Genomic DNA, 21,317 nt, shown 5'->3' with positions numbered 1-21,317 from the left:
GATCGGCTTTGCCGATCGACCCTCCCAGGCGGGAGGGTGAAGGAGGCACCTGATGAATATCCTCGATCGCTATCACGCCATGGAGTACGGCCCGGCGCCGGAAGCCCGCAACGAGGCCGACGCATGGCTTGCCGCACGCGACTTTTCCAAGGCGCTGTTCATCGGCGGCGACTGGAAAGCCGCTTCCGGCGGCAAGACTTTCGAGACCAGCGAGCCGTCATCCGGCAAGCTGCTGGCGAAAGTGTCCGACGCCAGTGCCGCCGATATCGATGCGGCGGTTGCGGCCGCCACCAAGGCGCTGCCGAAGTGGTCGGCAGCCTCAGGCTATCAGCGCGCCAAGGTACTTTATGCCATCGGCCGCGCCATGCAGCGGCACCAGCGCCTGTTCGCGGTGCTGGAGACCATCGACAATGGCAAACCGATCCGCGAAAGTCGCGACATCGACGTGCCGCTGGCGATCCGCCATTTCATCCACCATGCCGGCTGGGCGCAGGCGCTGGACAGGGATTTTCCCGGCCACAAAGGCGTCGGTGTCGTCGGCCAGATCATCCCGTGGAATTTTCCGCTGTTGATGCTGGCATGGAAGATCGCGCCGGCGCTCGCCGCTGGCTGCACCGTGGTGCTGAAGCCAGCCGAATTCACACCGCTGACCGCCATTCTGTTCGCCGAGATATGCGAGCGCGCAGGCGTGCCGAAAGGCGTCGTCAACATCGTCCAGGGCGGGCCTGAGGCGGGCGTGGCCATCGTCAACCATCCCGGCATCCAGAAGATCGCCTTCACCGGCTCTTCCGAGGTTGGCAAGATCATCAGGAAAGCCACTGCCGGCTCGGGCAAGAAGCTGTCGCTGGAGCTTGGCGGCAAATCTGCCTTCATCGTCTTCGAAGACGCCGATCTCGACAGCGCCGTCGAGGGACTGGTCGACGGCATCTGGTTCAACCAGGGCCAGGTCTGCTGCGCCGGCTCGCGGCTTCTGGTGCAGGAAGGCATCGCCGACGCTTTGATCGCCAAGGTCAAGACACGAATGAGCCGGCTGCGCGTCGGCAGCCCGCTGGACAAGAACACCGACATCGGCCCGCTGGTGGACTTGACACAACTCGACCGCGTCAAGGATCTGGTCGCCGAAGGCGCCAGGCAAGGCGCTGTCTGCTGGCAGCCGGATGCGGCGCTGCCTGCCTCCGGTTACTACCATCTGCCGACGCTCGCCACTGGTGTTTCGCCGGCTAATATCTTGGCGCAGGAAGAGGTGTTCGGCCCGGTTCTGGCCACCATGACTTTCCGCAACACCGAGGAAGCGATCGAGCTTGCCAACAACACGCGCTACGGGCTCGCCGCCTCGGTGTGGAGCGAGAACGTTAACCTTGCCCTGCATGTCGCGCCGCAGCTGAAGGCCGGCGTCGTCTGGGTCAACGGTACCAACATGTTCGACGCCGCCTGCGGCTTCGGCGGTTACCGTGAAAGCGGATTCGGCCGCGAAGGCGGGCGTGAAGGCATGTTCGAATATCTCACGGCGAAACTGCCGCTCGGCCCGGTCATCAAGCCGGCGACGATCTCGGCGAAGCCTGCCGAGCAGCCGGACGGCGACACGATCGACCGCACGGCAAAGCTGTTCATCGGCGGCAAACAGGTGCGGCCGGACGGCAATTATTCGCTGACCATCGCCACCGCCAAAGGCAAGCTTGCCGGCGAGGTCGGGCTCGGCAGCCGCAAGGATATCCGCGATGCCGTCTCCGCAGCCCGCGCCTGCAAGAGCTGGCCCGAGGCGACCGCCTATAACAGGTCCCAGGTGCTTTACTATCTTGCGGAGAACCTTTCCGGCCGCGCCGGCGAGTTTGCCGCTCGCCTCATCGAGCTAACCGGCGCTACGCCCAAGGCCGCGCGGGAAGAAGTTGACCAAACTATCGAGCGGCTGTTCCTCTATGCCGGCCTTGCCGACAAGTTCGAGGGCCGCGTGCACCAGCCGCCGGCGCGAGCCGTGACGCTGGCCCTGCATGAACCGGTCGGGGTCGTCGGCATCGTCGCGCCGGATAGCTCGCCGCTGCTTGGCCTGATCTCGCTGATTGCACCCGCACTCGCGATGGGCAACACGGTGGTCGCCGTGCCGTCCGAGCGCTATCCGCTGCTGGCCACCGATCTCTATCAGGTCATCGAGTATTCCGACGTTCCGGCCGGCGCCATCAACATCGTCACCGGCCGCACCGCGGAACTTGCAGGCGTTCTGGCCAAGCACGACGATGTCGACGGGCTCTGGCTGTTTGCCGATGCCGACACCTGCGCCAAGGCGGAGGCCGACTCCGTCGGCAATCTCAAGCGCGTCTGGACCGGCAATGGCCGCAGCCTCGACTGGGCATCCGACGAGGTTGCCGGCGATGCCCTGCTGCGCCGTGCCGTCGAGGTCAAGAACGTCTGGGTGCCTTACGGCGACTGAACGTCGCTAAGGCGCGTTGCGATTGGACGAACCAAGGCAGCGCAACAAGTTGCCCGGTTGTCATACAAGCCGTTGCATCAGGGCTGGCGATGTGCATTACATCTGCCGTCGCGAAGGTCACGCGTTCGGGCTTGACGCCCGGACGCATGTTCTTTAACCAGAAAAAACATCTTTATCTGTGGGCTGACAGGCGCGCAGGCCGCATAGTGGCGTCCGACTGGCCCATGACGCCGTGGCCGACTGCCGATAGACCCGGACGATCCCAGAAGGAGAACAGCATGGCGGATCTGGCAGGCAAGATCGTTGTCGTCACGGCGGCGGCGCAAGGCATCGGCAAGGCGAGCGCGCTGGCCTTCGCAAAAGCTGGCGCCACCGTCTACGCCACCGACATCAACGAGGCGCTGCTGGCGGAGTTCGCCAAGACGCCAGGGATCAAGACCCGCAAGCTGGACGTGCTCAACGACGAGGCGGTCAACGCCGCGTTTGCCGAGATCGGTGTCGTCGACGTGCTGTTCAACTGCGCCGGCTTCGTCCATTCCGGCTCGATCCTCGAGATGAAGGACGCCGATCTCGATTTCGCCTTCAACCTCAATGTCCGCGCCATGATCCGCACGGTGCGGGCGGTGCTGCCCGGCATGCTGGAACGCGGCGACGGGTCGATCATCAACATGTCGTCGGTTGCCGGCGCCGGCAAGGGCGTGCCGAACCGCTTCGCCTATGGCGTCACCAAGGCGGCCGTCATCGGCCTGACCAAGGCCATTGCCGCCGACTATGTCGGCAAGGGCATACGCTGCAACGCCATCTGCCCCGGCACGGTCGAGAGCCCGTCGCTGCAGGACCGCATGCACGCGCAAGGCGACTACGATGCCGCCCGCGCTGCCTTCATCGCCCGCCAGCCAATGGGCCGGCTCGGCACGCCGGAGGAAATCGCCGATCTCGCCGTCTACCTGGCCGGCGCCACCTATACGTCCGGACAGGCCTACAATATCGACGGCGGCTGGTCGATCTGAACCAATCTGACTGAGGAGAGCATGACATGAAGCTGCTGCGCTATGGCGAGGTCGGGAGCGAACGCCCCGGCCTGCTCGATGCGGATGGAACGATCCGCGATCTCACTGGCCACGTCGCCGACATCGGTGGCAAGGCACTCGATCCGGCATCGCTGGCGGCATTGGCCAAGCTCGATCCGAAATCGCTGCCGGCGGTTTCCGGCAGCCCGCGCCTCGGCGCCTGCGTTGCGGGCACCGGCAAGTTCATCTGCATCGGCCTCAACTATTCCGACCATGCCGCCGAAACCGGCGCCACCGTGCCGCCGGAGCCGATCATCTTCATGAAGGCAAGTTCGGCCATTGTCGGGCCGAATGACGACGTGCTGATCCCGCGCGGGTCGGTGAAGACCGACTGGGAAGTCGAACTGGCCGTGGTCATCGGCAAGACGGCGAAATATGTCAACGAAGCCGACGCGCTCGACTACGTCGCCGGCTACTGCGTTGCCCACGATGTCTCCGAACGCGCCTTCCAGGCCGAGCGGCAAGGCCAATGGACCAAAGGCAAGAGCTGCGACACGTTCGGTCCGACCGGCCCGTGGCTGGTGACCAAGGACGAGGTCGCCGATCCGCAGAACATCAAGATGTGGCTGACGGTCAACGGCAAGACGATGCAGAACGGCTCGACCAAGACCATGGTCTATGGCGTCAAGTATCTGGTGTCCTATCTCAGCCAGTTCATGTCGCTGCACCCCGGCGACATCATCTCCACCGGCACGCCGCCCGGCGTTGGCCTCGGCATGAAGCCTCCGGTGTTCTTGAAGGCGGGTGATGTGGTGGAGCTGGGCATTGAAGGACTCGGCCAGCAGAAGCAGACGTTCAAGGCTGACGTGTAGGCGCAGCTCTTCCCTTCTCTCATTGTGGGAGAAGGGAAGAAGCGTCGGCGCACCAGATTACTTCAACACCTTCCCATCCGCTCCAAACCGATAGGTCTTCGCCGGATCCGGCGTCGCGTACAGCGTCGCGCCCGGTTCGGCATCGTAGACGCCGAAAATGCGCACGGTGATCAGCCCGGCCTTCTCGCAGTCGAGATAGAGATTGGTGTCGGCGCCGAGGTGCTCGGCGTGCACCACCGTTCCCTTCCAGGCGCCGGATGTCGGATCGACGGTCAGGTGTTCCGGCCGCACGCCGATGGTCTTGGCCGTTTCGCCGAGGCGAGCGCCGTCCACGAAATTCATCTTCGGTGAGCCGATGAAGCCGGCGACGAACTCATTTGCCGGCGAATTGTAGAGTTCCATTGGGCCGCCGATCTGCTCGATACGGCCGGCATTGAGCACGACGATCTTGTCGGCCAGCGTCATCGCCTCGACCTGGTCGTGGGTGACGTAGATCATCGTTGCCTTCAACCGGCGGTGCAGCTGCGCGATTTCCAGACGCGTGTTGACGCGCAGCGCCGCGTCGAGGTTCGACAACGGTTCGTCGAACAGAAAAAGCTTGGGCTCGCGCACCACGGCGCGGCCGATGGCGACGCGCTGGCGCTGGCCGCCGGAGAGTTCGGCCGGCCGCCGCTCGAGATAGGGTTCCAGGGACAGCATCGACGAGGCGATGCCGATGCGGCGCTCGATCTCGGCCGCGGGCGTGCCGGCCTGCTTGAGGCCGAGGCCCATATTGTTCTTCACCGTCAGATGCGGGTAGAGCGCGTAGGTCTGGAACACCATGGCGATGCCGCGCTTGGCCGGCGGCGTGGCCGAGACATCCTCGCCGTCGATGACGACGCGGCCCGAGGTCGAATCCTCCAGTCCGGCAATGACCCTGAGCAAGGTCGACTTGCCGCAGCCGGACGGGCCGACGAAGACGACGAATTCGCCATCATTCACTTCGAGGTTGATGCCCTTCAGCACCTCGACCGGCCCGAAGGCCTTCTTCACGTTCTCGATGTTCAGCGAGCCCACGGCTTCGTCCCTGTTCTAGAGTTTCACGGCGGCGCCGCTGCGCACGCTCTCGTCGGCGGCAAGGCAGACGGCGAGCGATTTGACCGCGTCGTCCATGTGTTTGGTGAGATCGAGATCCTCGCGGATCGCCTTCAGCACGAAGGCCTGTTCGAGGTCGCAGAGGTCCTGGTGGCCGGGTTCGCCTTCCATCGACAGCATTTCGTCGGCTTTGACGAATCTGCCGTCCGCGCCGGTCGCGGCACTGTGCAGGCGGATGGTCGAGGTCTTGGTGTGGGTGTCGATGTCATCGGACTTGACGCCCTCCTTCATGACGATCGACACGCAGCCATTCGGCGAAATGACGTCCTTCACGAAGAACGCCGTTTCCGAGATCATCGGCCCCCAGCCGGCTTCATACCAGCCGACGGAACCGTCATCGAACAGGACCTGCAGGTGGCCATAATTGTACATCGAGGGCGCCACCTCCTCGGTCAGCCGCACCCCCATGCCGCGCACCTCGATCGGCTTCGCATCGGTGATCTGCAGCATGACGTCGAGATAGTGCACGCCGCAGTCGACGATCGGCGACGTCGTCTGCATCAACTGCTTGTGCGTCTCCCAGGTATGGCCCGAGGATTGCTGGTTGAGGTTCATGCGGAAGACGTAGGGGCCGCCGAGCTTGCGCGCCTCGGCGATCAGCCTGATCCAGGACGGGTGATGGCGCAGGATGTAGCCGATCACCAGTTTTCTGCCGTTGGCCTTGGCCGCCGCGACGACACGCTTGGCATCGGCCACGGTCGTTGCCAGCGGCTTTTCGACGAAGACATGGCAGCCGGCCTCGAAGGCCTTCACCGCATAGTCGGCATGGCTGTCGGAATAGGTGGCGATGCAGGCGACATCCGGCTTTTCCTCGCGCAGCGCCTCGTCGAAGGAGCGCCTGATGCCATAGCCCGACAGTCCTTCCGGCAGCGGCACGTCGGAGCGGTTGATCAGTGCGGCGATCTGGAAGCCAGGATTGGTGTGAAAGGCCAGCGCATGGCTGCGGCCCATATTGCCGAGGCCGGCGACAACGACGCGCAGGGGTGTTTGCGAACTCACTTGACGGCTCCGGAGGTAATGCCGCGGATCAGCTGCCGCGAGAAGATGACGTAGAGGATCAGCACCGGCATGATCGCCAGCGACAGCGCGGCCAGGATGGCGTTCCAGTTGGTGACGAACTGGCCGAGGAAGAGCTGAGCGCCGAGCGTCACCGTCTTGGTTTCTTCCGACGGCGCCAGGATCAGCGGGAACCACAGATCGTTCCAGATCGGGATCATGGTGAAGACGGCGACCGTCGCCATCGACGGCCTGACCAGTGGCAGCACCAGCCGGAAGAAGATGGTGTATTCGGACAGGCCGTCGATGCGGCCGGCATTCTTCAGATCGTCGGACACCTGCTTCATGAATTCCGACAGGATGAAGACGGCAAGCGGCAGGCCTTGCGCGGTGTAGACCAGGATCAGCGCCGTCAGCGTGTTGACCAGTCCGCTCGCCACCATCAATTGCAGGATGGCGACAGTGCCGAGGCGGATCGGGATCATGATGCCGAGCGCCAGATAGAGGCCCATCAGCGAATTGCCGCGAAAGCGGTATTCCGACAGCGCAAACGCAGCCATGGCGCCGAACAGAAGCACGAAGAACAGCGATGCGACGGTGACAACGAGGCTGTTCTGGAAATAGTGGATGAAGTCGCCCTGGCCGATAACGGTGGTGTAGCCGATCAGGTCGAAGGTCTTTGGCGTCGGCGGCGTCAGCGGCGCGCCAAAGATGCCGGCACGCGACTTGAACGAGTTCATCATGACGAGGATCACCGGAAACAGCGCGATCACCGTGTAGGTCAACAGGATCGCGTGGGCGCCGATGGTGCGGGGCAGCGAACGGGTGGCGGTGCTCATCTCTTGCCCCTCAGAACTGGTAGCGACGCAGGCGCGTCTGCACGAGGAAGAGGTAGACGCAGACGCCGCCAAGGATGATCAGGAACATCATCGTGGCGATCGCCGCACCCATGTTGGGGTCGCCGGTTTGCAGCTGGAAGCCGAAGAAGGCGCGGTAGAGGAAGGTGCCGAGAATGTCGGTGGAATAGTTCGGTCCGGCCAGCGCCCCTTGCGCGGTGTAGATCAGGTCGAAGGCGTTGAAATTGCCGACGAAGGTCAGGATCGAGATGATGCCGATCGACGGCAGGATCAGCGGCAGCTTGATCTTCCAGAACTGCGACAGGCCGGTGATGCCGTCGCATTCAGCCGCCTCGATCACCTCTTCGGGAATCGACAGCAGGGCGGCGTAGATCAGCATCATCGGAATGCCGACGAACTGCCACACCGAGATCAGGCTGAGCGCGGTCAGCGCATATTGTTCCTTGCCCAGCCATGGCGTGAACAGGCTTTTCAGCCCGACAAGATCCATCAGATGCGGCGCCACGCCCCATAGCGGCGACAGGATCAGCTTCCAGGCGAAGCCGACGATGACGAAGGACAGGATGGTCGGCACGAAGATCGCCGTGCGGTAGAAGGCCGCAAATCTCAGTCTTGGGCTGGACAGCAGGGCCGCCAGCATGACGCCGATCGGATTCTGCACGACCATGTGGATGATGAAGAACCAGGTGTTGTTCCTGAGCGCGTTCCAGAAACCCACCGACCAGTTGGGATCGCCGAACAGCATGCGGAAGTTTTGCAGCCCGACGAAGACCTGGTGCTGCTCGATGTTGCGGAACAGCGAGAGCTGCAGCGTACCGGCCAAAGGCAGGATCATGATCGCCGTGTAGACAAGCACGGCCGGCGCCAGGAAGATGCCGATGTGCCAGCGGAACGGTCTTTTCGGTCTGATATCTGCGGCCATGAGTTCGGTCCCCGTCGTCTCTCGGTTCCAAAGGGTATCGATGCTAGTTGATGCCTCGATGCACGGCCCGAACATTCTTGCCCGATGCGGCAAGAACAAAGGCCTGCGACTGATCAGCTAGCCTTTCCCCACAAAGGGAGGGTAAGGCCGAGAGGCGGTGCCAACAATCGCATTCTGAATGGACGCACTCTGAATGATCAGGATGGTCCGAAACCGGCCAGGCATGCGCCCGGCCGGTCCCGTTGCCTGAGCCCTTACTTGGCCGGCTTGTACCAGCTGTCGAGACCGGTCTGCAGCTTCTTGGCCGCAGCTTCCGGGGTGTCGGTGCCGTTTATTACGTTGGCCGATTCAACCCACGTCTCGTTCTCGAGGTTCGGCGTGCCGCGCGACAGGATCTGATAGGTCGAGCGGATCGTCGACTTGCACTTGCCGCGCCAGGAGACGAATTCCTGCGCAAGCGGGTCTTCCATCTTCACCGGCGCGGAGTTCAGGCTGAAGAAGCCCGGCAGCGCGTTGGCGTAGATGGTGGCGAAATCCGGCGAGGCCACCCAGGACAGGAAGGTCTTGGCCGCGTCGGCGTTCTTCGAAGCCGCATTCAGGCCCATGCCGATATCGGTATGGTCGGAGATGTAGCAGGTGTCGCCGGCCTTCTCGACCGGCGGCGGGAACGCGCCCATCTTGAACTGGGCCTGGGTGTTGAACAGGCCGATTTCCCACGATCCGGCCGGGTAGATGGCGGCGCGACCGAGCGTGAACAGGTTCTGGCTGTCCGGATAGGTCTGGGCCTCGAAGCCGTCGCCAAGATAAGGCTTCCACTTGGCCAGTTCCTCATACGGCGCGACCCAGTCCTTGTCGGTCAGCTTCTGATCGCCCTTGATCAGCGCCGCGCGGCCGTCCTCGCCCTTCCAGTAGTTGGGGCCGATGTTCTGGTAGCCCATGGTCGCGGCTTCCCAGAGATCCTTGGTGCCCATCGCCATCGGGATGTAGGTGCCGTCGGCCTTGATCTTGTCGAGCGCGGCGAAGAACTCGTCGCGGGTCTCCGGCACCTTGATGCCGAGCTTGTCGAAGGCGTCCTTGTTGTAGATGAAGCCGTGGATGACCGAGGCCATCGGCACGCAGAAGCTCGCCTTGCCGTCGTCGGTCTGCCAGGCGGACTTGGCCACCGGCGAGAAATTTTCCATGCCGGGCAGCGCCGAAAGGTCGGCAAGGTTGCCCTTCTTGAACAGTTCAAGCGACTTGTCGAACGGGCGGCAGGTGATCAGGTCGCCCGCTGAGCCGGCGGCGAGCTTGGCGCCCAGCGCCGCGTCATATTCGGTTGGAGCCGACGGCGCGAACACCACCTTGATGCCCGGGTTCTTGGCTTCGAAAGCCGGGATCAGCTTGTCCTTCCAGATGGCAAGGTCGTCACCGCGCCAGCTTTCGATGTTGAGCGTTACGTCTGCGGCATAGGCAACCCCGGCCGAGCCGAGAATGCTGGTGCCCAGAAGCAGTGCCGTCAGTAGTTTCGTTGTCATGCTCAGTCTCCCTGTTGACCTTTTTCAGGTTCGGTTTTGATGAGAACAGAGGCTTTTGACGCCTTGCTCCCCTCGATCGCGGAAAGGGCCGGCCGCAGCTTCTGGCCGGCCTCTTCCAGTATCTTCTGCGCCGCATCGGCGCTGTCGGCGCCGGCGGCAAGCAGAATGGCGGTCTTGACCGCGCCGCCGCTTTTCTCCAGCAAGCGAGCCGCTTCGTCCGTGCCGCGCCCGCTGACCGCGGCGACGATGCGCGCCGCGCGGTCGCGCAGCTTGATGTTGTCGGCCATCAGATTGACCATGTAGCCGTCATGGACATGGCCGAGATGGACCGCGGTCAGCGTCGACAGCATGTTGAGCGCGATCTTCTGGGCGGTGCCGGCACCCATGCGCGTCGAGCCGGCGATCAGCTCCGGCGGCGTTTCGAGCAGGATGGCGGTTTGCGCCTGGCGGAGCAGGACTGAGTCCCTGTTGTTGGCGATGCCGATGGTGGCCGCACCGCGGCTAGCCGCTTCCTCGATGGCCCGCACCGCATAGGGTGTCGTGCCGCTGGCGGAAATGGCGATCAGGCAGTCGCCCTTGCCGAGGCCGGCCGTGGCGACCGCTGCCGCGGCCTCCTCGGTATCATCTTCCGGCCCGCCGGCTAGTGTCCGGAAGGCATCGTCGCCGCCGGCGATCAGGATGGCGATGCGGTCACGATGGATGCCGAAGGTTCCCGGCAACTCAAGCGCGTCAGCCAGCGCCATCAGGCCGGAGCTGCCGGCCGCGGCGTAGGCAAGCTTGCCGCCGCTGTTCAGCCTGCCCGCGATGATCTCGGCCGCCCTGGCGATGGATGGAATGGCTTGGCGCACGACCGTTGCGGCTTCGATCTGCGCATCGGCCAAATAGGAAAGGATGGCGTCCGGGGCCTGGATATCCAGCCCCTCGGCATTCTGGTGAAGCGCTTCGGTGCGCGTTTCGGCCATCCCGGGTCCTCCAATACCGGAACAATACCAAAAAAATACCACTTGTCCACACGCATTAACGAATTCGCTGGTCGGAAATCGCTGAGCCGACGAAATGCCTTGGTTTTTCAATAAAATACACCTTAATCTTTTTGAAACGGAAATTAACCCTTGGCTATTGGTATTTTATTGGTATTATCCGCCCGGAGGAGAATTCACGTGAATTTCGTACTCGGAATCGATGGCGGCGGCACCAGCTGCAGGGCCGCCCTGGCAACAGCGGATGGTGCAGTCATTGGCCGCGCCAAGAGCGGCGCCGCCAACATCCGCACCGATCTGACCGGCGCCCGCTCGAACATCGTCGATGCCGCCAGGCAGGCGTTCATCGCCGCCGGGCAGGATCCGGAACTGATCCCGCAGACACCCGCAATTCTCGGCCTTGCCGGCGCCAATGTCGGCACCTACCGGCAGCAGCTCGAAGCGATCCTGCCGTTCAGCATCAGCCGCGTCGAGACCGACGCCGAAATCGCGCTGGAAGGCGCTGTCGGCTCGGGTGACGGCGCCATGGCGATCCTCGGCACCGGCACCGCCTATATGGCGCGCAAGAACGGCAAATCGCGCGCCATCGGCGGCTGGGGCTTCCAGGTCGGCGACCAGGGCAGCGGCGCCCGCATCGGCCGGGACCTGCTCGAACAGACACTGCTTGCCTATGACGGCGTCCGCGCCGGCTCGCCGCTGACGCAGAGCATGCTGGCCGTTTTTCGCAACAATCCGGAGGATGTGGTCGAATTCACCACCAATGCCAAGCCGGGCGATTTCGGCGGCTTCGCGCCCAAGGTGTTCGAGCATGCAGAGAAAGGCGACAGCGTCGCCAACTGGATCCTCGACAGGGTGGTCGCCGATGTCGAGGCCTCGCTCGGCGCGCTCGATCTCGCGGACGATGCGCCGCTTTGCCTGCTCGGTGGGCTGGCGCCGCTTTACGCGCCGCGGCTGTCTGCCCGCTACCGGGCTCTGCTGAAGCCGCCGCTCGACGACGCACTGGGCGGCGCGGTGCAGATGGCGGTCCGCCTTTTTGCCGGACACGCGGAGGCGGCGCGATGAGCGAGGCCGCCGACCAGATTTTCGCCACGCTGAAACATCAGGCGCAGAGCGGCGCGCCGCTCTATCTGCAGCTTCGCAAGAGCATCGAGGACGCGGTCAATCGCGGCCTGATCGGACCGGGCGACGCGCTGCCCTCCGAGCGCGACATCGCCACCAAGGCCGACATTTCGCGCGTCACCGTGCGCAAGGCGGTGCAGGACCTGGTCAAGGGCGGCATCCTGGTGCAGCGCCACGGCTCCGGCACCTTCGTGGCGCCGCGCATGGAGCGTGTCGAACAGTCGCTGTCACGCCTGACCTCGTTCACCGAGGACATGGCGCGGCGCGGCATGGCGGTGCGTTCGGCCTGGCTCGATCGCGGCCTTTACGCGCCCTCGCCCGACGAGATGATGGTGCTCGGCCTGTCGTCGAGCGAACTGGTGGCACGCGTGGCGCGCCTGCGCATTGCCAACGACACGCCGCTGGCGATCGAACGCGCCTCGCTGTCGGCCAGCGTGCTGCCCGATCCCGCCGATATAGGCTCCTCGCTCTATGCGGCGCTGGAATTGACCGGCAACCGGCCGGTGCGCGCGGTGCAGCGCATTTCCGCCGCCAATCTCGGCGATAGCGACGCGCGCCTGCTCGAAGTGCCGCCAGGCATCGCCGGCCTGCACATCGAACGCATTTCCTATCTGGCGAGCGGCAAGGTGATCGAATTCACCCGCTCCATCTACCGGGGCGACGCCTATGATTTCGTCGCCGAACTGCGGCTGACAGGGCCGAGCGAAGAGGCCCGACCATGACGACAGAGCCGACCAGGTCTACAGAAATGACCCATATGCGGCGCGAGATCGAGGAGATCCCGCAAGCCGTCGCCCGCCTGCTCGACGGCTCCGGCACCGTGCTGGCCGAAGCCGGGCGCGGCATCCGTGAACGCGACCCGCAGTTTATCGTCACCGTGGCGCGCGGCTCGTCCGACCATGCCGCCACCTTCATGAAATATGCCGTAGAGCTGACCGCTGGACTGGCCGTGGCGTCGGTCGGACCGTCCATCGCCTCGATCTACGGCCGCAAGCTCAGGCTGGCCGGCTCGGCCTGCCTGGCGATCTCGCAGTCGGGCAGGAGCCCCGACATCGTCGCCATGGCCGAAACCGCGCGGGCCGGCGGCGCGCTGACCGTCGCCATCACCAACACCGCCGATTCGCCGCTGGCGCGCGCCTCGGACTATGCGATCGATATCCTGGCCGGGCCCGAGCGCAGCGTGGCGGCCACCAAGACCTTCATCAATTCCGCTGTCGCCGGTCTCGCTTTGATGGCGCATGCCACCGGCGACGATGCGCTGCTGGCGGCACTCGCCCAATTGCCCGGGCATTTCCGCCAGGCGATCGCCTGCGACTGGATGAGCGTGCTGTCCGAAACGATCGAGAAGCAGAAGTCGCTGTTCATCCTCGGCCGCGGCCCGTCGGCGGCGATGGCCAACGAGGCGGCGCTGAAATTCAAGGAGACCTGCGGCATGCATGCCGAGGCCTACAGCGCCGCCGAGGTCATGCATGGCCCGCTGGCGCTGATCGGACCCGATTTTCCGGTGCTGGCGCTGGCTGCGCGCGACGCGTCCGAACCGTCCATCGCCGAAGCCGCCGACAGCCTGGCAGCCAAGGGCGCGCCGGTGTTCGTCACCTCGGCACTTGCCCAGCGCGCCGTGCGCCTGCCGCATGTCGCCACCGGCCATCCGCTGACCGATCCGCTGACGCTGATCGTTTCCTTCTACATGTTCGTCGAGGCCTTCGCTCGCCATCGCGGCCTCGATCCGGACACGCCGCGCAACCTTCGCAAGGTGACGGAGACCGTATGAGCGACCGTTTTGCCCTGACCGGCGCCCGGATTTTCGACGGCGATGACTGGCATGAAGGCCACGCGCTCGTCGTGCGCGACGGCCTCGTCGAGGCTATTTTGCCCACGGGTGCCATCCCCTCGGATATCCGCGTCGTCGACACCGGCGGCGGCGTTCTGGCCCCGGGCTTCGTTGACCTGCAGGTCAATGGCGGTGGCGGCGTCATGCTCAACGACCACCCCGATGTCGCCTCTATCGAAACCATCTGCAAGGCGCATGCGCCCTTCGGCACCACGGCGCTGCTTGTGACGCTGATCACCGACACGCCCGGTATCACCGCCGCCGCCGTCGCCTCTGGCGAAGCAGCGGCGCTGCGGAAGGTGCCGGGCTTCCTCGGCCTGCATCTCGAAGGCCCGCATCTTTCGATCGCCCGCAAGGGCGCGCATGATCCGGCACTGATCCGGCCGATGCTCGATGCCGACCAGGCGATGCTGATCGCGGCGCGGCAAAAGCTGCCGGTGCTGCTCACCACCGTAGCGCCGGAATCCGTCGAGCCGGCGCGCGTCGCGGCGCTCGCCAAGGCCGGCGTCATCGTCAGTCTTGGCCATTCCGACACCGGCTACGCCACCGCCAGCGCCTTCGCCGAAGCCGGCGCGAGCCTGGTCACCCATCTGTTCAACGCGATGAGCCAGATCGGCAATCGCGAGCCAGGTCTGGCCGGCGCGGCCATCGACATCGGCACCTTGTCCGCCGGTCTTATCGCCGACGGCATCCATGTCGATCCCGCCACCATCAAGATCGCGCTGCGCGCCAAGCAAGGTCCCGGCAAGATCGTGCTGGTCAGCGACGCCATGGCGACAATCGGCACCGACATGACTTCGTTCACGCTGAACGGGCGCACCATCTACCGCCGGGATGGCAGCCTGCGGCTTGCCGACGGAACGCTGGCGGGTGCCGATCTCGACATGATCTCGGCAGTTCGATACGTCCACCGGGTTGTCGGGCTGGACTTGTCGGAAGCGTTGCGCATGGCCTCGCTCTATGCGGCGCAGGCGATAGGGCAATCGCATCGGCTCGGGCGATTCGCCAACGGCACGGTGGCGGATATCGTTTTGCTGTCGGACGATCTCGACATGAAGAGCGTCTGGATCGGCGGCGCCGAGGTTTTTGCAGCCGGCTCCGACTCCGCCCGATGATATCAGGCCATGCATGATTTCGATTGTGTCATTGCGGGAGCCGGTGTCGTCGGGCTCGCCATTGCCAGGGCGATCGCTTTGTCGGGACGCGAGGTGCTGGTGGTCGAGAAGGCCGGCACGATTGGCACGGTCACCAGCTCGCGCAATTCCGAAGTCATCCATGCCGGCATCTACTATGCGCCGGGCAGTCTGAAGGCCCGGCTGTGCGCCGAAGGCCGTGAACGGCTCTACGCCTATTGCCGCGAGCACAACATCGGCCATGACCGCACCGGCAAGCTGATCGTCGCCGTCGAACCGGATCAGCTGGACAGGCTGAGCGCGATCAGGGCCAATGCCCAGAGTTGCGGGGTTGGCGATCTCGGTCTGCTTACGCAGGCACAAGCCGAAAGTCTCGAACCCGCGCTGAGATGCGCCGGCGCGCTGCTGTCGCCGTCGACCGGCATCGTCGACAGCCAGGCGCTGATGCTGTCACTGCGCGGCGATGCGGAGGCTGCCGGCGCATCGTTTGCCTTCCTCACCACTGTCGCCGGAGCGGCTGTTGAAACCGATGGAATCCGGATCGATACGCGCGATGTCATGGGCGATATCTTCGCGTTGAAAACCGACGCCTTCGTCAATGCCACAGGTCTCGATGCCCAAGCCCTGGCCAACCGGATCGAGGGATTTCCTCAAGACCTCGTTCCACCGCTGTGGCTGGCGCGAGGCAATTATTTTTCGCTTTCGGGTCGGTCGCCCTTCTCGCGGCTGATCTATCCGGTGCCGGTCAATGGCGGCCTCGGCGTGCATCTAGCCCTCGACCTTGCCGGCAGCGCGCGCTTTGGTCCGGATGTCGAATGGATCGACCACCTCGACTATACGGTCGATCCCCGCCGAAGCGCTGTCTTCTACGAGGCGATCCGGCACTACTGGCCCGAGCTTGCCGACGGCGCCCTGCAGCCGGCCTATGCCGGCGTCAGACCGAAACTGTCCGGCCCCGGCCAGCCGGCTGCCGACTTCACGATCCAGGGTCCGGCCGACCATGGCGCCGGCCGCATCGTCAATTTGTTCGGCATCGAAAGCCCCGGCCTGACGGCCAGCCTGGCGATCGCCGAGCATGTCGCCGAGCTGTTGTATCCAGGCTGACCCGACTGCCGACGCGGTTCCAGGGCGGTCCATCGTTCCACGGAACCGCCGAACCGCGCTATTTTGCTGGTATTACCCTAGGAGGCATAGAGGTCCTTGTAGGTGTCGCGCAGCAGATTCTTCTGCACCTTGCCCATGGTGTTGCGCGGCAGTTCGTCGACGAAGATCACCCGCTTCGGGTGCTTGTATTTCGCCACGCGTTCAGCGATGGCACCGAGAATTTCGGCCCCGGTGATCTGCGATGACGGCGCCCGCACGACGACAGCGGTGACGCCTTCGCCGAAATCCGGATGGGCAACGCCGATGACGGCGCTTTCGCTAACCCCGTCAAGCGCGTCGATCTCGCTTTCGAGTTCCTTCGGATAGATGTTGTAACCGCCGGAAATGATCAGGTCCTTGCCGCGCCCGACGATCTGGACATAGCCGTCGGCGTCGACGATGCCGAGATCGCCGGTGATGAAGAAGCCGTCGGCGCGGAATTCCGCTTTGGTCTTCTCCGGCATGCGCCAATAGCCGCCGAAAACATTTGGGCCCTTCACCTCGATCATGCCGACCTCGCCCTGCGCAAGCGCCGCGCCGCTGTCGGGATCGGCGATGCGAAGCGTGACGCCAGGCAAGGGGAAACCGACCGTACCGGCGCGCCGCTCGCCCTCATAGGGGTTCGAGGTGTTCATGTTGGTCTCGGTCATGCCGTAGCGTTCGAGGATCGCGTGGCCGGTGCGCTCGCGCCAGGCGTTGTGCGTCTCGGCCAGCAGCGGCGCCGAACCGGAAATGAACACACGGATGTTCTTCGCCGCCTCGCGGTCCAGACCATCCTGCTGCAACAGGCGCACATAGAAGGTCGGCACGCCCATCAGCGCCGTGGCCCGCGGCAGCAGCGAGACGATGCGGGCCGGATCGAACTTCTGCTCGAACAGCATCGAGGCGCCAGCCATCAGGATGACGTTGGTGGCGACGAACAGGCCATGGGTGTGGAAGATCGGCAATGCGTGGATCAGCACGTCGTCTCCGGTGAAACGCCAGTGCTCGACCAGCACGCGGGCGTTGGAGGCGAGGTTCTCGTGGCTGAGCATAGCGCCTTTCGAGCGGCCGGTGGTTCCCGACGTGTAGAGGATCGCCGCGAGATCATCCGGCCCGCGCGCCACGTCATGAAAATCCGCCGGTAGCCGCGAGGCCTGATCGGTCAGCGATCCCTCACCGTCGCGGCCGAGTGTGACGGTGGTGGCGCCCGATTTTCCGGCCAACGCCGCGATGTCGGCTGCCCTTGCCGGATCGCAGACGACCAGGCGTGGTTTGGCATCGCCGAAGAAATACTCCAGCTCGGCCAGTGTGTAGGCGGTGTTGAGGGGCAGGAAGACGGCGCCGGCACGCAGGCAAGCGAGATAGAGCAGGACCGCTTCCGGGCTCTTCTCGACCTGCACGGCAACGCGGTCGCCGGGTTCGACATCCAGTTGCAAAAGCGCATGCGCCAGCTGCGCCGAGCGCGCCAGCATGTCGCCATAGGTGAGCGAGCCGCCGTCTTCGGTTTCCATCAGCAGGCGTCCTGGCTCCGGCATCCGGGACCGGAACTCATCGAACAGATAATTGCTCATAAAGACTTCCCTGGGGTGGCTGAAACGGCGGCGCCGAGCATGCTTTTCGAGCGGCATGTATTGGCGGCGAAGAGTTCGCGATTCCCAGCTGCGCCGTCAAGACCGCGGAGAGCGCCACGTCCGTCGTGTCAACGCCAGAGGTTGCGGGTAATGGGCCGCAAAAGGTCCGCCGGGAAAACCACCGCTATCGCCGTGCGCGCTCGGCTCTGCCGGCGACCGCCTGTGACCCTTCGCCTTGACTGAAGCGTTTCATGCACATCGCGGCGGTCAGTTGGTAGTGATTGATCAATGCTTCGACCGCACCGTCGGCGTTGCCGTCCAGGGCACATTCGGCGATCAGGCGATGCTCGCCGAAACCGTCGCGCTGGACGCGGTCGCCGTCATTGGCCATTTGCCGGTAGCGATAGGCGTGATCGGAAAGCTGATCGCAGAACCCCACCAGCCATTGCGACCGGCAGGCCGATATCAGGACCCGGTGGAAGATGCGGTGCAGCCGCTCCCAATCCGGATTGAGCGAGACGAGATTCTGCGGCGAAAGACGTGACGCGCGCCCCAGGCGATGCAGTGCCAGGACGAGCTGTTCTTCCCATTCGGCGGTGCGGTGGGCAATGGATTCGCGAAGCGCCCGCTCCTCCAGCCAGCAGCGGGTACGCGTCAGCTCCTCGAGTTCCGAGGCGCTGACCGGCATGATGAAGAAGCCACGCTGGTCGTGCCGGCCGAGAAGCCCTTCCGAGGCGAGGCGATTGAGAGCCTCGCGGACAGGAGAAGCGCCAGCCCCATATTTGGAGACCACCCATTCGACCCGCAGCTTGCTCTCGGCTTCAAGAACACCATCGAGAAGGTCGTCACGCAATTGCTGATAGACCGTGCTGGCAAGCGTGCTCTTGGGTCCTGCGGCGTCGTCGTTCAGATTGGCAGCTCCGTATGTCACAGCGACTCCTTCTCCCCAAACCTGGGCAATTCGAGTCCGGCAGAATTCGCCTTTTCGTACTTGTACCATATGACGCGCGCCGTCGCGTGCTCAAGCAAAAGATCACGCTATTGTACTTTAGCACAAAGGAATATGCGGCATTCCGGAGATCAATGGAGTAACTCCGCGCATTCCCACAACCTGCGGAAACTTAACATGTTTTGTATGCACGCAGGCGGATCTGATCTTCCTGTTCTTTTGTATGTGCGTGAGACCACCTGTTCTGTTGCGCCCACAGGCGGCGAACAGTGAAGCCGAATCCGGCTGTCGCTGCTTCCGGGGCGCAGTGCCATAGAGGATCGAGGCCCAGAATACGCGTTGCGCCGTGAGTTAGCCGGCTGCGTTGTCGGCTGCCGTCCTGATCGCCTGGATGTTTTGCCGGTAGGCTTCGACACTGCCGCCTTTGAAAATGGCGGCGCCCGCCACCAGCACGTCGGCGCCGGCGGCGGTGACCAGCGGCGCGGTTTCGGCTGAAACACCGCCGTCGATCTCGATGCGGATCGGCCGGTCGCCGATCAGCGCCTTGACCCGCTTCACCTTGTCGACAACAGCCGGAATGAAGGCCTGGCCGCCGAAGCCCGGATTGACGGTCATGATCAGGATCAGGTCGAGCCGGTCGAGCACATATTCGACCACGCTTTCAGCCGTTGCCGGATTGAGCGACACTCCGGCCTTCTTGCCAAGGTTCCTGATGGTTTGAAGCGAGCGGTCGAGATGCGGCCCGGCCTCGGCATGCACGGTCAAGCCGTCGCAGCCGGCCTCGGCGAAAGCGGCCAGATAGGGGTCGGCCGGGGCAATCATCAGATGGCAGTCGAAGAAGGCCTTGGTGCGGTTGCGGATCGCCTTGATCACCGGCGGGCCAAAGGTGATGTTGGGGACAAAGTGCCCGTCCATCACATCCAGATGGATCCAGTCGGCGCCGGCCGCCGCCACCGCTTCGACCTCATCGCCGAGCCTGGAAAAATCCGATGCCAGTACCGACGGTGCGATCAAGGTCTTTCTGCTCATGGGTGCGGCCTTTCCGAGCGCCCTTTTCATCCGGCCACTCTGGATCGACTGCCTAATGCGCTCCAGCCGACTTGTCGAGTGCGCGGGCGCTGCACGGCCCGGGTGGCGTTGTGGCGTCTCCGATCGTGGTGCGGCCAATTTCCGCTTGCCCCGGAGCCATAAGAAAAACCCGCCGGATTGCTCCGGCGGGTTTCCAGACTGCTGACAAACCCCTGGCATTTGCCGGGGGTTTTTGATTCACTGGGTCATGTTGAAGCGACCCGCCCCTGAACAGACCGCGCTCGAGATGGTAACGCTCGATCAGCTGGTTCCCGCCGATCACCTGTTGCGCAAGATCGACCGTGTGATCGATTTCTCCTTCATCCACGAACTGACCGCGCCGCTCTANCCCGCCCCTGAACAGACCGCGCTCGAGATGGTAACGCTCGATCAGCTGGTTCCCGCCGATCACCTGTTGCGCAAGATCGACCGTGTGATCGATTTCTCCTTCATCCACGAACTGACCGCGCCGCTCTATTGCCCCGACAATGGCCGCCCGCCGCTCGACCCGACCTTGATGTTCAAGGCGCTGTTCATCGGCTACCTGTTTGGAGTTCGCTCGGAACGGCAGTTGGTGCGCGAGATCGAGGTCAATGTCGCCTATCGCTGGTTCCTGCGGCTGAAGCTGACGGACAAGGTGTTCGACGCCTCGACACTGTCGCAGAACCGGCGGCGGCGTTACGACGACACCAGCGTGTCGCAAGCGATCTTCGACCGCATCGTCGAGCAGGCGATCCGGGCGGGCCTGGTCGACGGCACGGTGCTTTACACCGACTCCACCCATCTGAAGGCCAACGCCAACAAGACCCGCTTCGATCTGGCGGTGGTCGCCAAGTCGCGTGCTGATTACTGGAAGGCACTGGACGCGGCGATCGATGAAGAGCGTGCCGCCCATGGCCAGAAACGGCTGAAGGAGAAGGAGCGCAAACCACCCGAGAAGGAGACCAAGGTCTCGCGCACCGATCCCGACAGCGGCTACATGGTGCGCGAGGGCAAGCCGAAAGGCTTTTTCTACCTTGACCATCGCACGGTGGATGCGGCCCACGCCATCATTACCGACACCCACACGACAGCGATCGTCCATGATTCGACCGTCTACCTGTCGAGGCTCGACCGGCAGGTGCAACGCTTCGGATTTGATGTCGGCGCCGTCGGGCTGGACGCCGGCTATGCCACGGCCGGCATTGCCAAAGGACTGGAGGACCGGGCTATACGCGCTGTCACCGGCTATCGCCGCCTCACACCACCCAAGCCCGGCATGATGGCACCGTCATCCTTCACCCATGAGCCGGCGGCTGACGGCTATCGCTGCCCACAGGGCCAGGTGCTGGCCTACGCGACCACCGACCGCAATGGCTACCGCCACTACAAGAGCGACCCGGCTATCTGCCGCGACTGCCCGTTGCTTGCCTCCTGCACGACCAATGCCAAGGCCCAGCGCACCATCATCCGCCATGTCTGGGCCGATGCAAAGGAGCGCACCGACGCCAACCGGCTCACCGCATGGGGCAAGGCCGTCTACCGTCGCCGCAAGGAAACCGTTGAGCGCTCTTTCGCCGACGCCAAACAACTGCACGGTCACCGCTATGCACGATTTCGAAGTCTCTCCAGGGTCGCCTGCCAGTGCCTGATCGCCGCCGCCGCCCAGAACATCAAAAAAATCGCCCTTTGCCTGTGGCCAAAGCCCAAACCGGCCCGCGCATGAGGCTCAATGCCTCCTGCCAAAATCTCCTGACACAAACTGTCCAAGACACTTCAATCACATAACAAAAAACCCCGCCGAAAATCGACGGGGTTTGTCAGCAGTCTGA

Annotated in this window: 18 protein-coding genes; 9 read left to right on the top strand and 9 right to left on the bottom strand. The window is 64.0% G+C overall.

Annotation, left to right across the window (positions count from 1 at the left end):
• Nucleotides 1-52 precede the first annotated feature (52 nt).
• The 3 genes from ASD99_RS00090 to ASD99_RS00080 all read left to right on the top strand — a co-directional run bounded on the left by ASD99_RS00090 (nt 53) and on the right by ASD99_RS00080 (nt 4,307).
• Nucleotides 53-2,425, top strand: a complete 2,373-nt coding sequence (locus tag ASD99_RS00090) for an aldehyde dehydrogenase family protein (RefSeq protein WP_057142370.1) — start codon at nt 53-55, stop codon at nt 2,423-2,425.
• Nucleotides 2,426-2,703: 278 nt separating this feature from the next.
• On the top strand, nt 2,704-3,435 hold the full coding sequence (locus tag ASD99_RS00085) for an SDR family oxidoreductase (protein WP_056592681.1): 732 nt from the start codon (nt 2,704-2,706) through the stop codon (nt 3,433-3,435).
• Between the two features lie 26 nt (nt 3,436-3,461).
• Nucleotides 3,462-4,307 carry a fumarylacetoacetate hydrolase family protein gene (locus ASD99_RS00080; RefSeq protein WP_056592678.1) on the top strand — a complete coding sequence of 282 codons (846 nt, stop codon included), beginning with the start codon at nt 3,462-3,464 and terminating at the stop codon, nt 4,305-4,307.
• Nucleotides 4,308-4,364: 57 nt separating this feature from the next.
• Here the strand turns inward: ASD99_RS00080 and ASD99_RS00075 are convergent, their stop codons facing one another.
• The 6 genes from ASD99_RS00075 to ASD99_RS00050 form a co-directional block, all read right to left on the bottom strand.
• On the bottom strand, nt 4,365-5,363 hold the full coding sequence (locus tag ASD99_RS00075) for an ABC transporter ATP-binding protein (RefSeq protein WP_056592675.1): 999 nt from the start codon (nt 5,361-5,363) through the stop codon (nt 4,365-4,367).
• Nucleotides 5,364-5,378: 15 nt separating this feature from the next.
• Nucleotides 5,379-6,440: a Gfo/Idh/MocA family protein gene (locus ASD99_RS00070; protein ID WP_057142369.1), complete on the bottom strand. Its 1,062-nt coding sequence runs from the start codon at nt 6,438-6,440 to the stop codon at nt 5,379-5,381.
• On the bottom strand, nt 6,437-7,276 hold the full coding sequence (locus ASD99_RS00065) for a carbohydrate ABC transporter permease (RefSeq protein WP_057142368.1): 840 nt from the start codon (nt 7,274-7,276) through the stop codon (nt 6,437-6,439). The genes ASD99_RS00070 and ASD99_RS00065 overlap by 4 nt, the downstream gene beginning before the upstream one ends.
• A gap of 10 nt (nt 7,277-7,286) precedes the next feature.
• The gene (locus ASD99_RS00060; RefSeq protein WP_056592666.1) at nt 7,287-8,216 is read right to left on the bottom strand and encodes a carbohydrate ABC transporter permease; all 930 of its coding nucleotides are present in this window, start codon (nt 8,214-8,216) and stop codon (nt 7,287-7,289) included.
• A 254-nt stretch (nt 8,217-8,470) separates the two neighbouring features.
• A complete protein-coding gene (locus ASD99_RS00055) occupies nt 8,471-9,730 on the bottom strand; it encodes an ABC transporter substrate-binding protein (RefSeq protein ID WP_057142367.1) in 1,260 nt (419 codons plus the stop codon).
• 2 nt (nt 9,731-9,732) lie between these two features.
• Nucleotides 9,733-10,692, bottom strand: a complete 960-nt coding sequence (locus ASD99_RS00050) for an N-acetylmuramic acid 6-phosphate etherase (protein ID WP_057142366.1) — start codon at nt 10,690-10,692, stop codon at nt 9,733-9,735.
• A 198-nt stretch (nt 10,693-10,890) separates the two neighbouring features.
• Between ASD99_RS00050 and ASD99_RS00045 the strand changes: the two genes are divergently transcribed.
• From ASD99_RS00045 to ASD99_RS00025, 5 genes are read left to right on the top strand one after another with little or no spacing between them, the layout of a single operon-like run.
• The gene (locus tag ASD99_RS00045) at nt 10,891-11,772 is read left to right on the top strand and encodes an N-acetylglucosamine kinase (protein ID WP_057142365.1); all 882 of its coding nucleotides are present in this window, start codon (nt 10,891-10,893) and stop codon (nt 11,770-11,772) included.
• Entirely contained in the window at nt 11,769-12,551 is a 783-nt protein-coding gene (locus ASD99_RS00040; RefSeq protein WP_056592653.1) for a GntR family transcriptional regulator, read from the top strand. The genes ASD99_RS00045 and ASD99_RS00040 overlap by 4 nt, the downstream gene beginning before the upstream one ends.
• Nucleotides 12,552-12,586: 35 nt before the next feature.
• Nucleotides 12,587-13,600: an SIS domain-containing protein gene (locus ASD99_RS00035; RefSeq protein ID WP_200950960.1), complete on the top strand. Its 1,014-nt coding sequence runs from the start codon at nt 12,587-12,589 to the stop codon at nt 13,598-13,600.
• Nucleotides 13,597-14,775, top strand: a complete 1,179-nt coding sequence (nagA, locus tag ASD99_RS00030; protein WP_057142363.1) for an N-acetylglucosamine-6-phosphate deacetylase — start codon at nt 13,597-13,599, stop codon at nt 14,773-14,775. The genes ASD99_RS00035 and nagA overlap by 4 nt, the downstream gene beginning before the upstream one ends.
• Before the next feature lie 9 nt (nt 14,776-14,784).
• Entirely contained in the window at nt 14,785-15,897 is a 1,113-nt protein-coding gene (locus ASD99_RS00025) for an NAD(P)/FAD-dependent oxidoreductase (protein WP_057142362.1), read from the top strand.
• Between the two features lie 77 nt (nt 15,898-15,974).
• Here the strand turns inward: ASD99_RS00025 and ASD99_RS00020 are convergent, their stop codons facing one another.
• From ASD99_RS00020 to rpe, 3 genes are all read right to left on the bottom strand, one after another.
• Entirely contained in the window at nt 15,975-17,489 is a 1,515-nt protein-coding gene (locus tag ASD99_RS00020) for a malonate--CoA ligase (RefSeq protein WP_057142651.1), read from the bottom strand.
• A 184-nt stretch (nt 17,490-17,673) separates the two neighbouring features.
• Nucleotides 17,674-18,420, bottom strand: a complete 747-nt coding sequence (locus ASD99_RS00015) for a GntR family transcriptional regulator (RefSeq protein ID WP_057142361.1) — start codon at nt 18,418-18,420, stop codon at nt 17,674-17,676.
• Between the two features lie 369 nt (nt 18,421-18,789).
• Nucleotides 18,790-19,467 (bottom strand): ribulose-phosphate 3-epimerase, encoded by a 678-nt coding sequence (gene rpe / locus ASD99_RS00010; RefSeq protein ID WP_056592634.1) that lies wholly within the window; start codon nt 19,465-19,467, stop codon nt 18,790-18,792.
• 388 nt (nt 19,468-19,855) lie between these two features.
• Here rpe and ASD99_RS00005 point away from each other — a divergent pair.
• On the top strand, nt 19,856-21,211 hold a 1,356-nt coding region (locus tag ASD99_RS00005; protein WP_156388912.1), incomplete at its 5' end, for an IS1182 family transposase.
• Nucleotides 21,212-21,317: the final 106 nt, after the last annotated feature.

This window comes from Mesorhizobium sp. Root695 (genome assembly GCF_001428185.1).
Lineage (GTDB): Bacteria > Pseudomonadota > Alphaproteobacteria > Rhizobiales > Rhizobiaceae > Mesorhizobium.
Note: the sequence above shows the minus strand (reverse complement) of the source record. Positions and strands in the feature narration are given on the sequence as shown.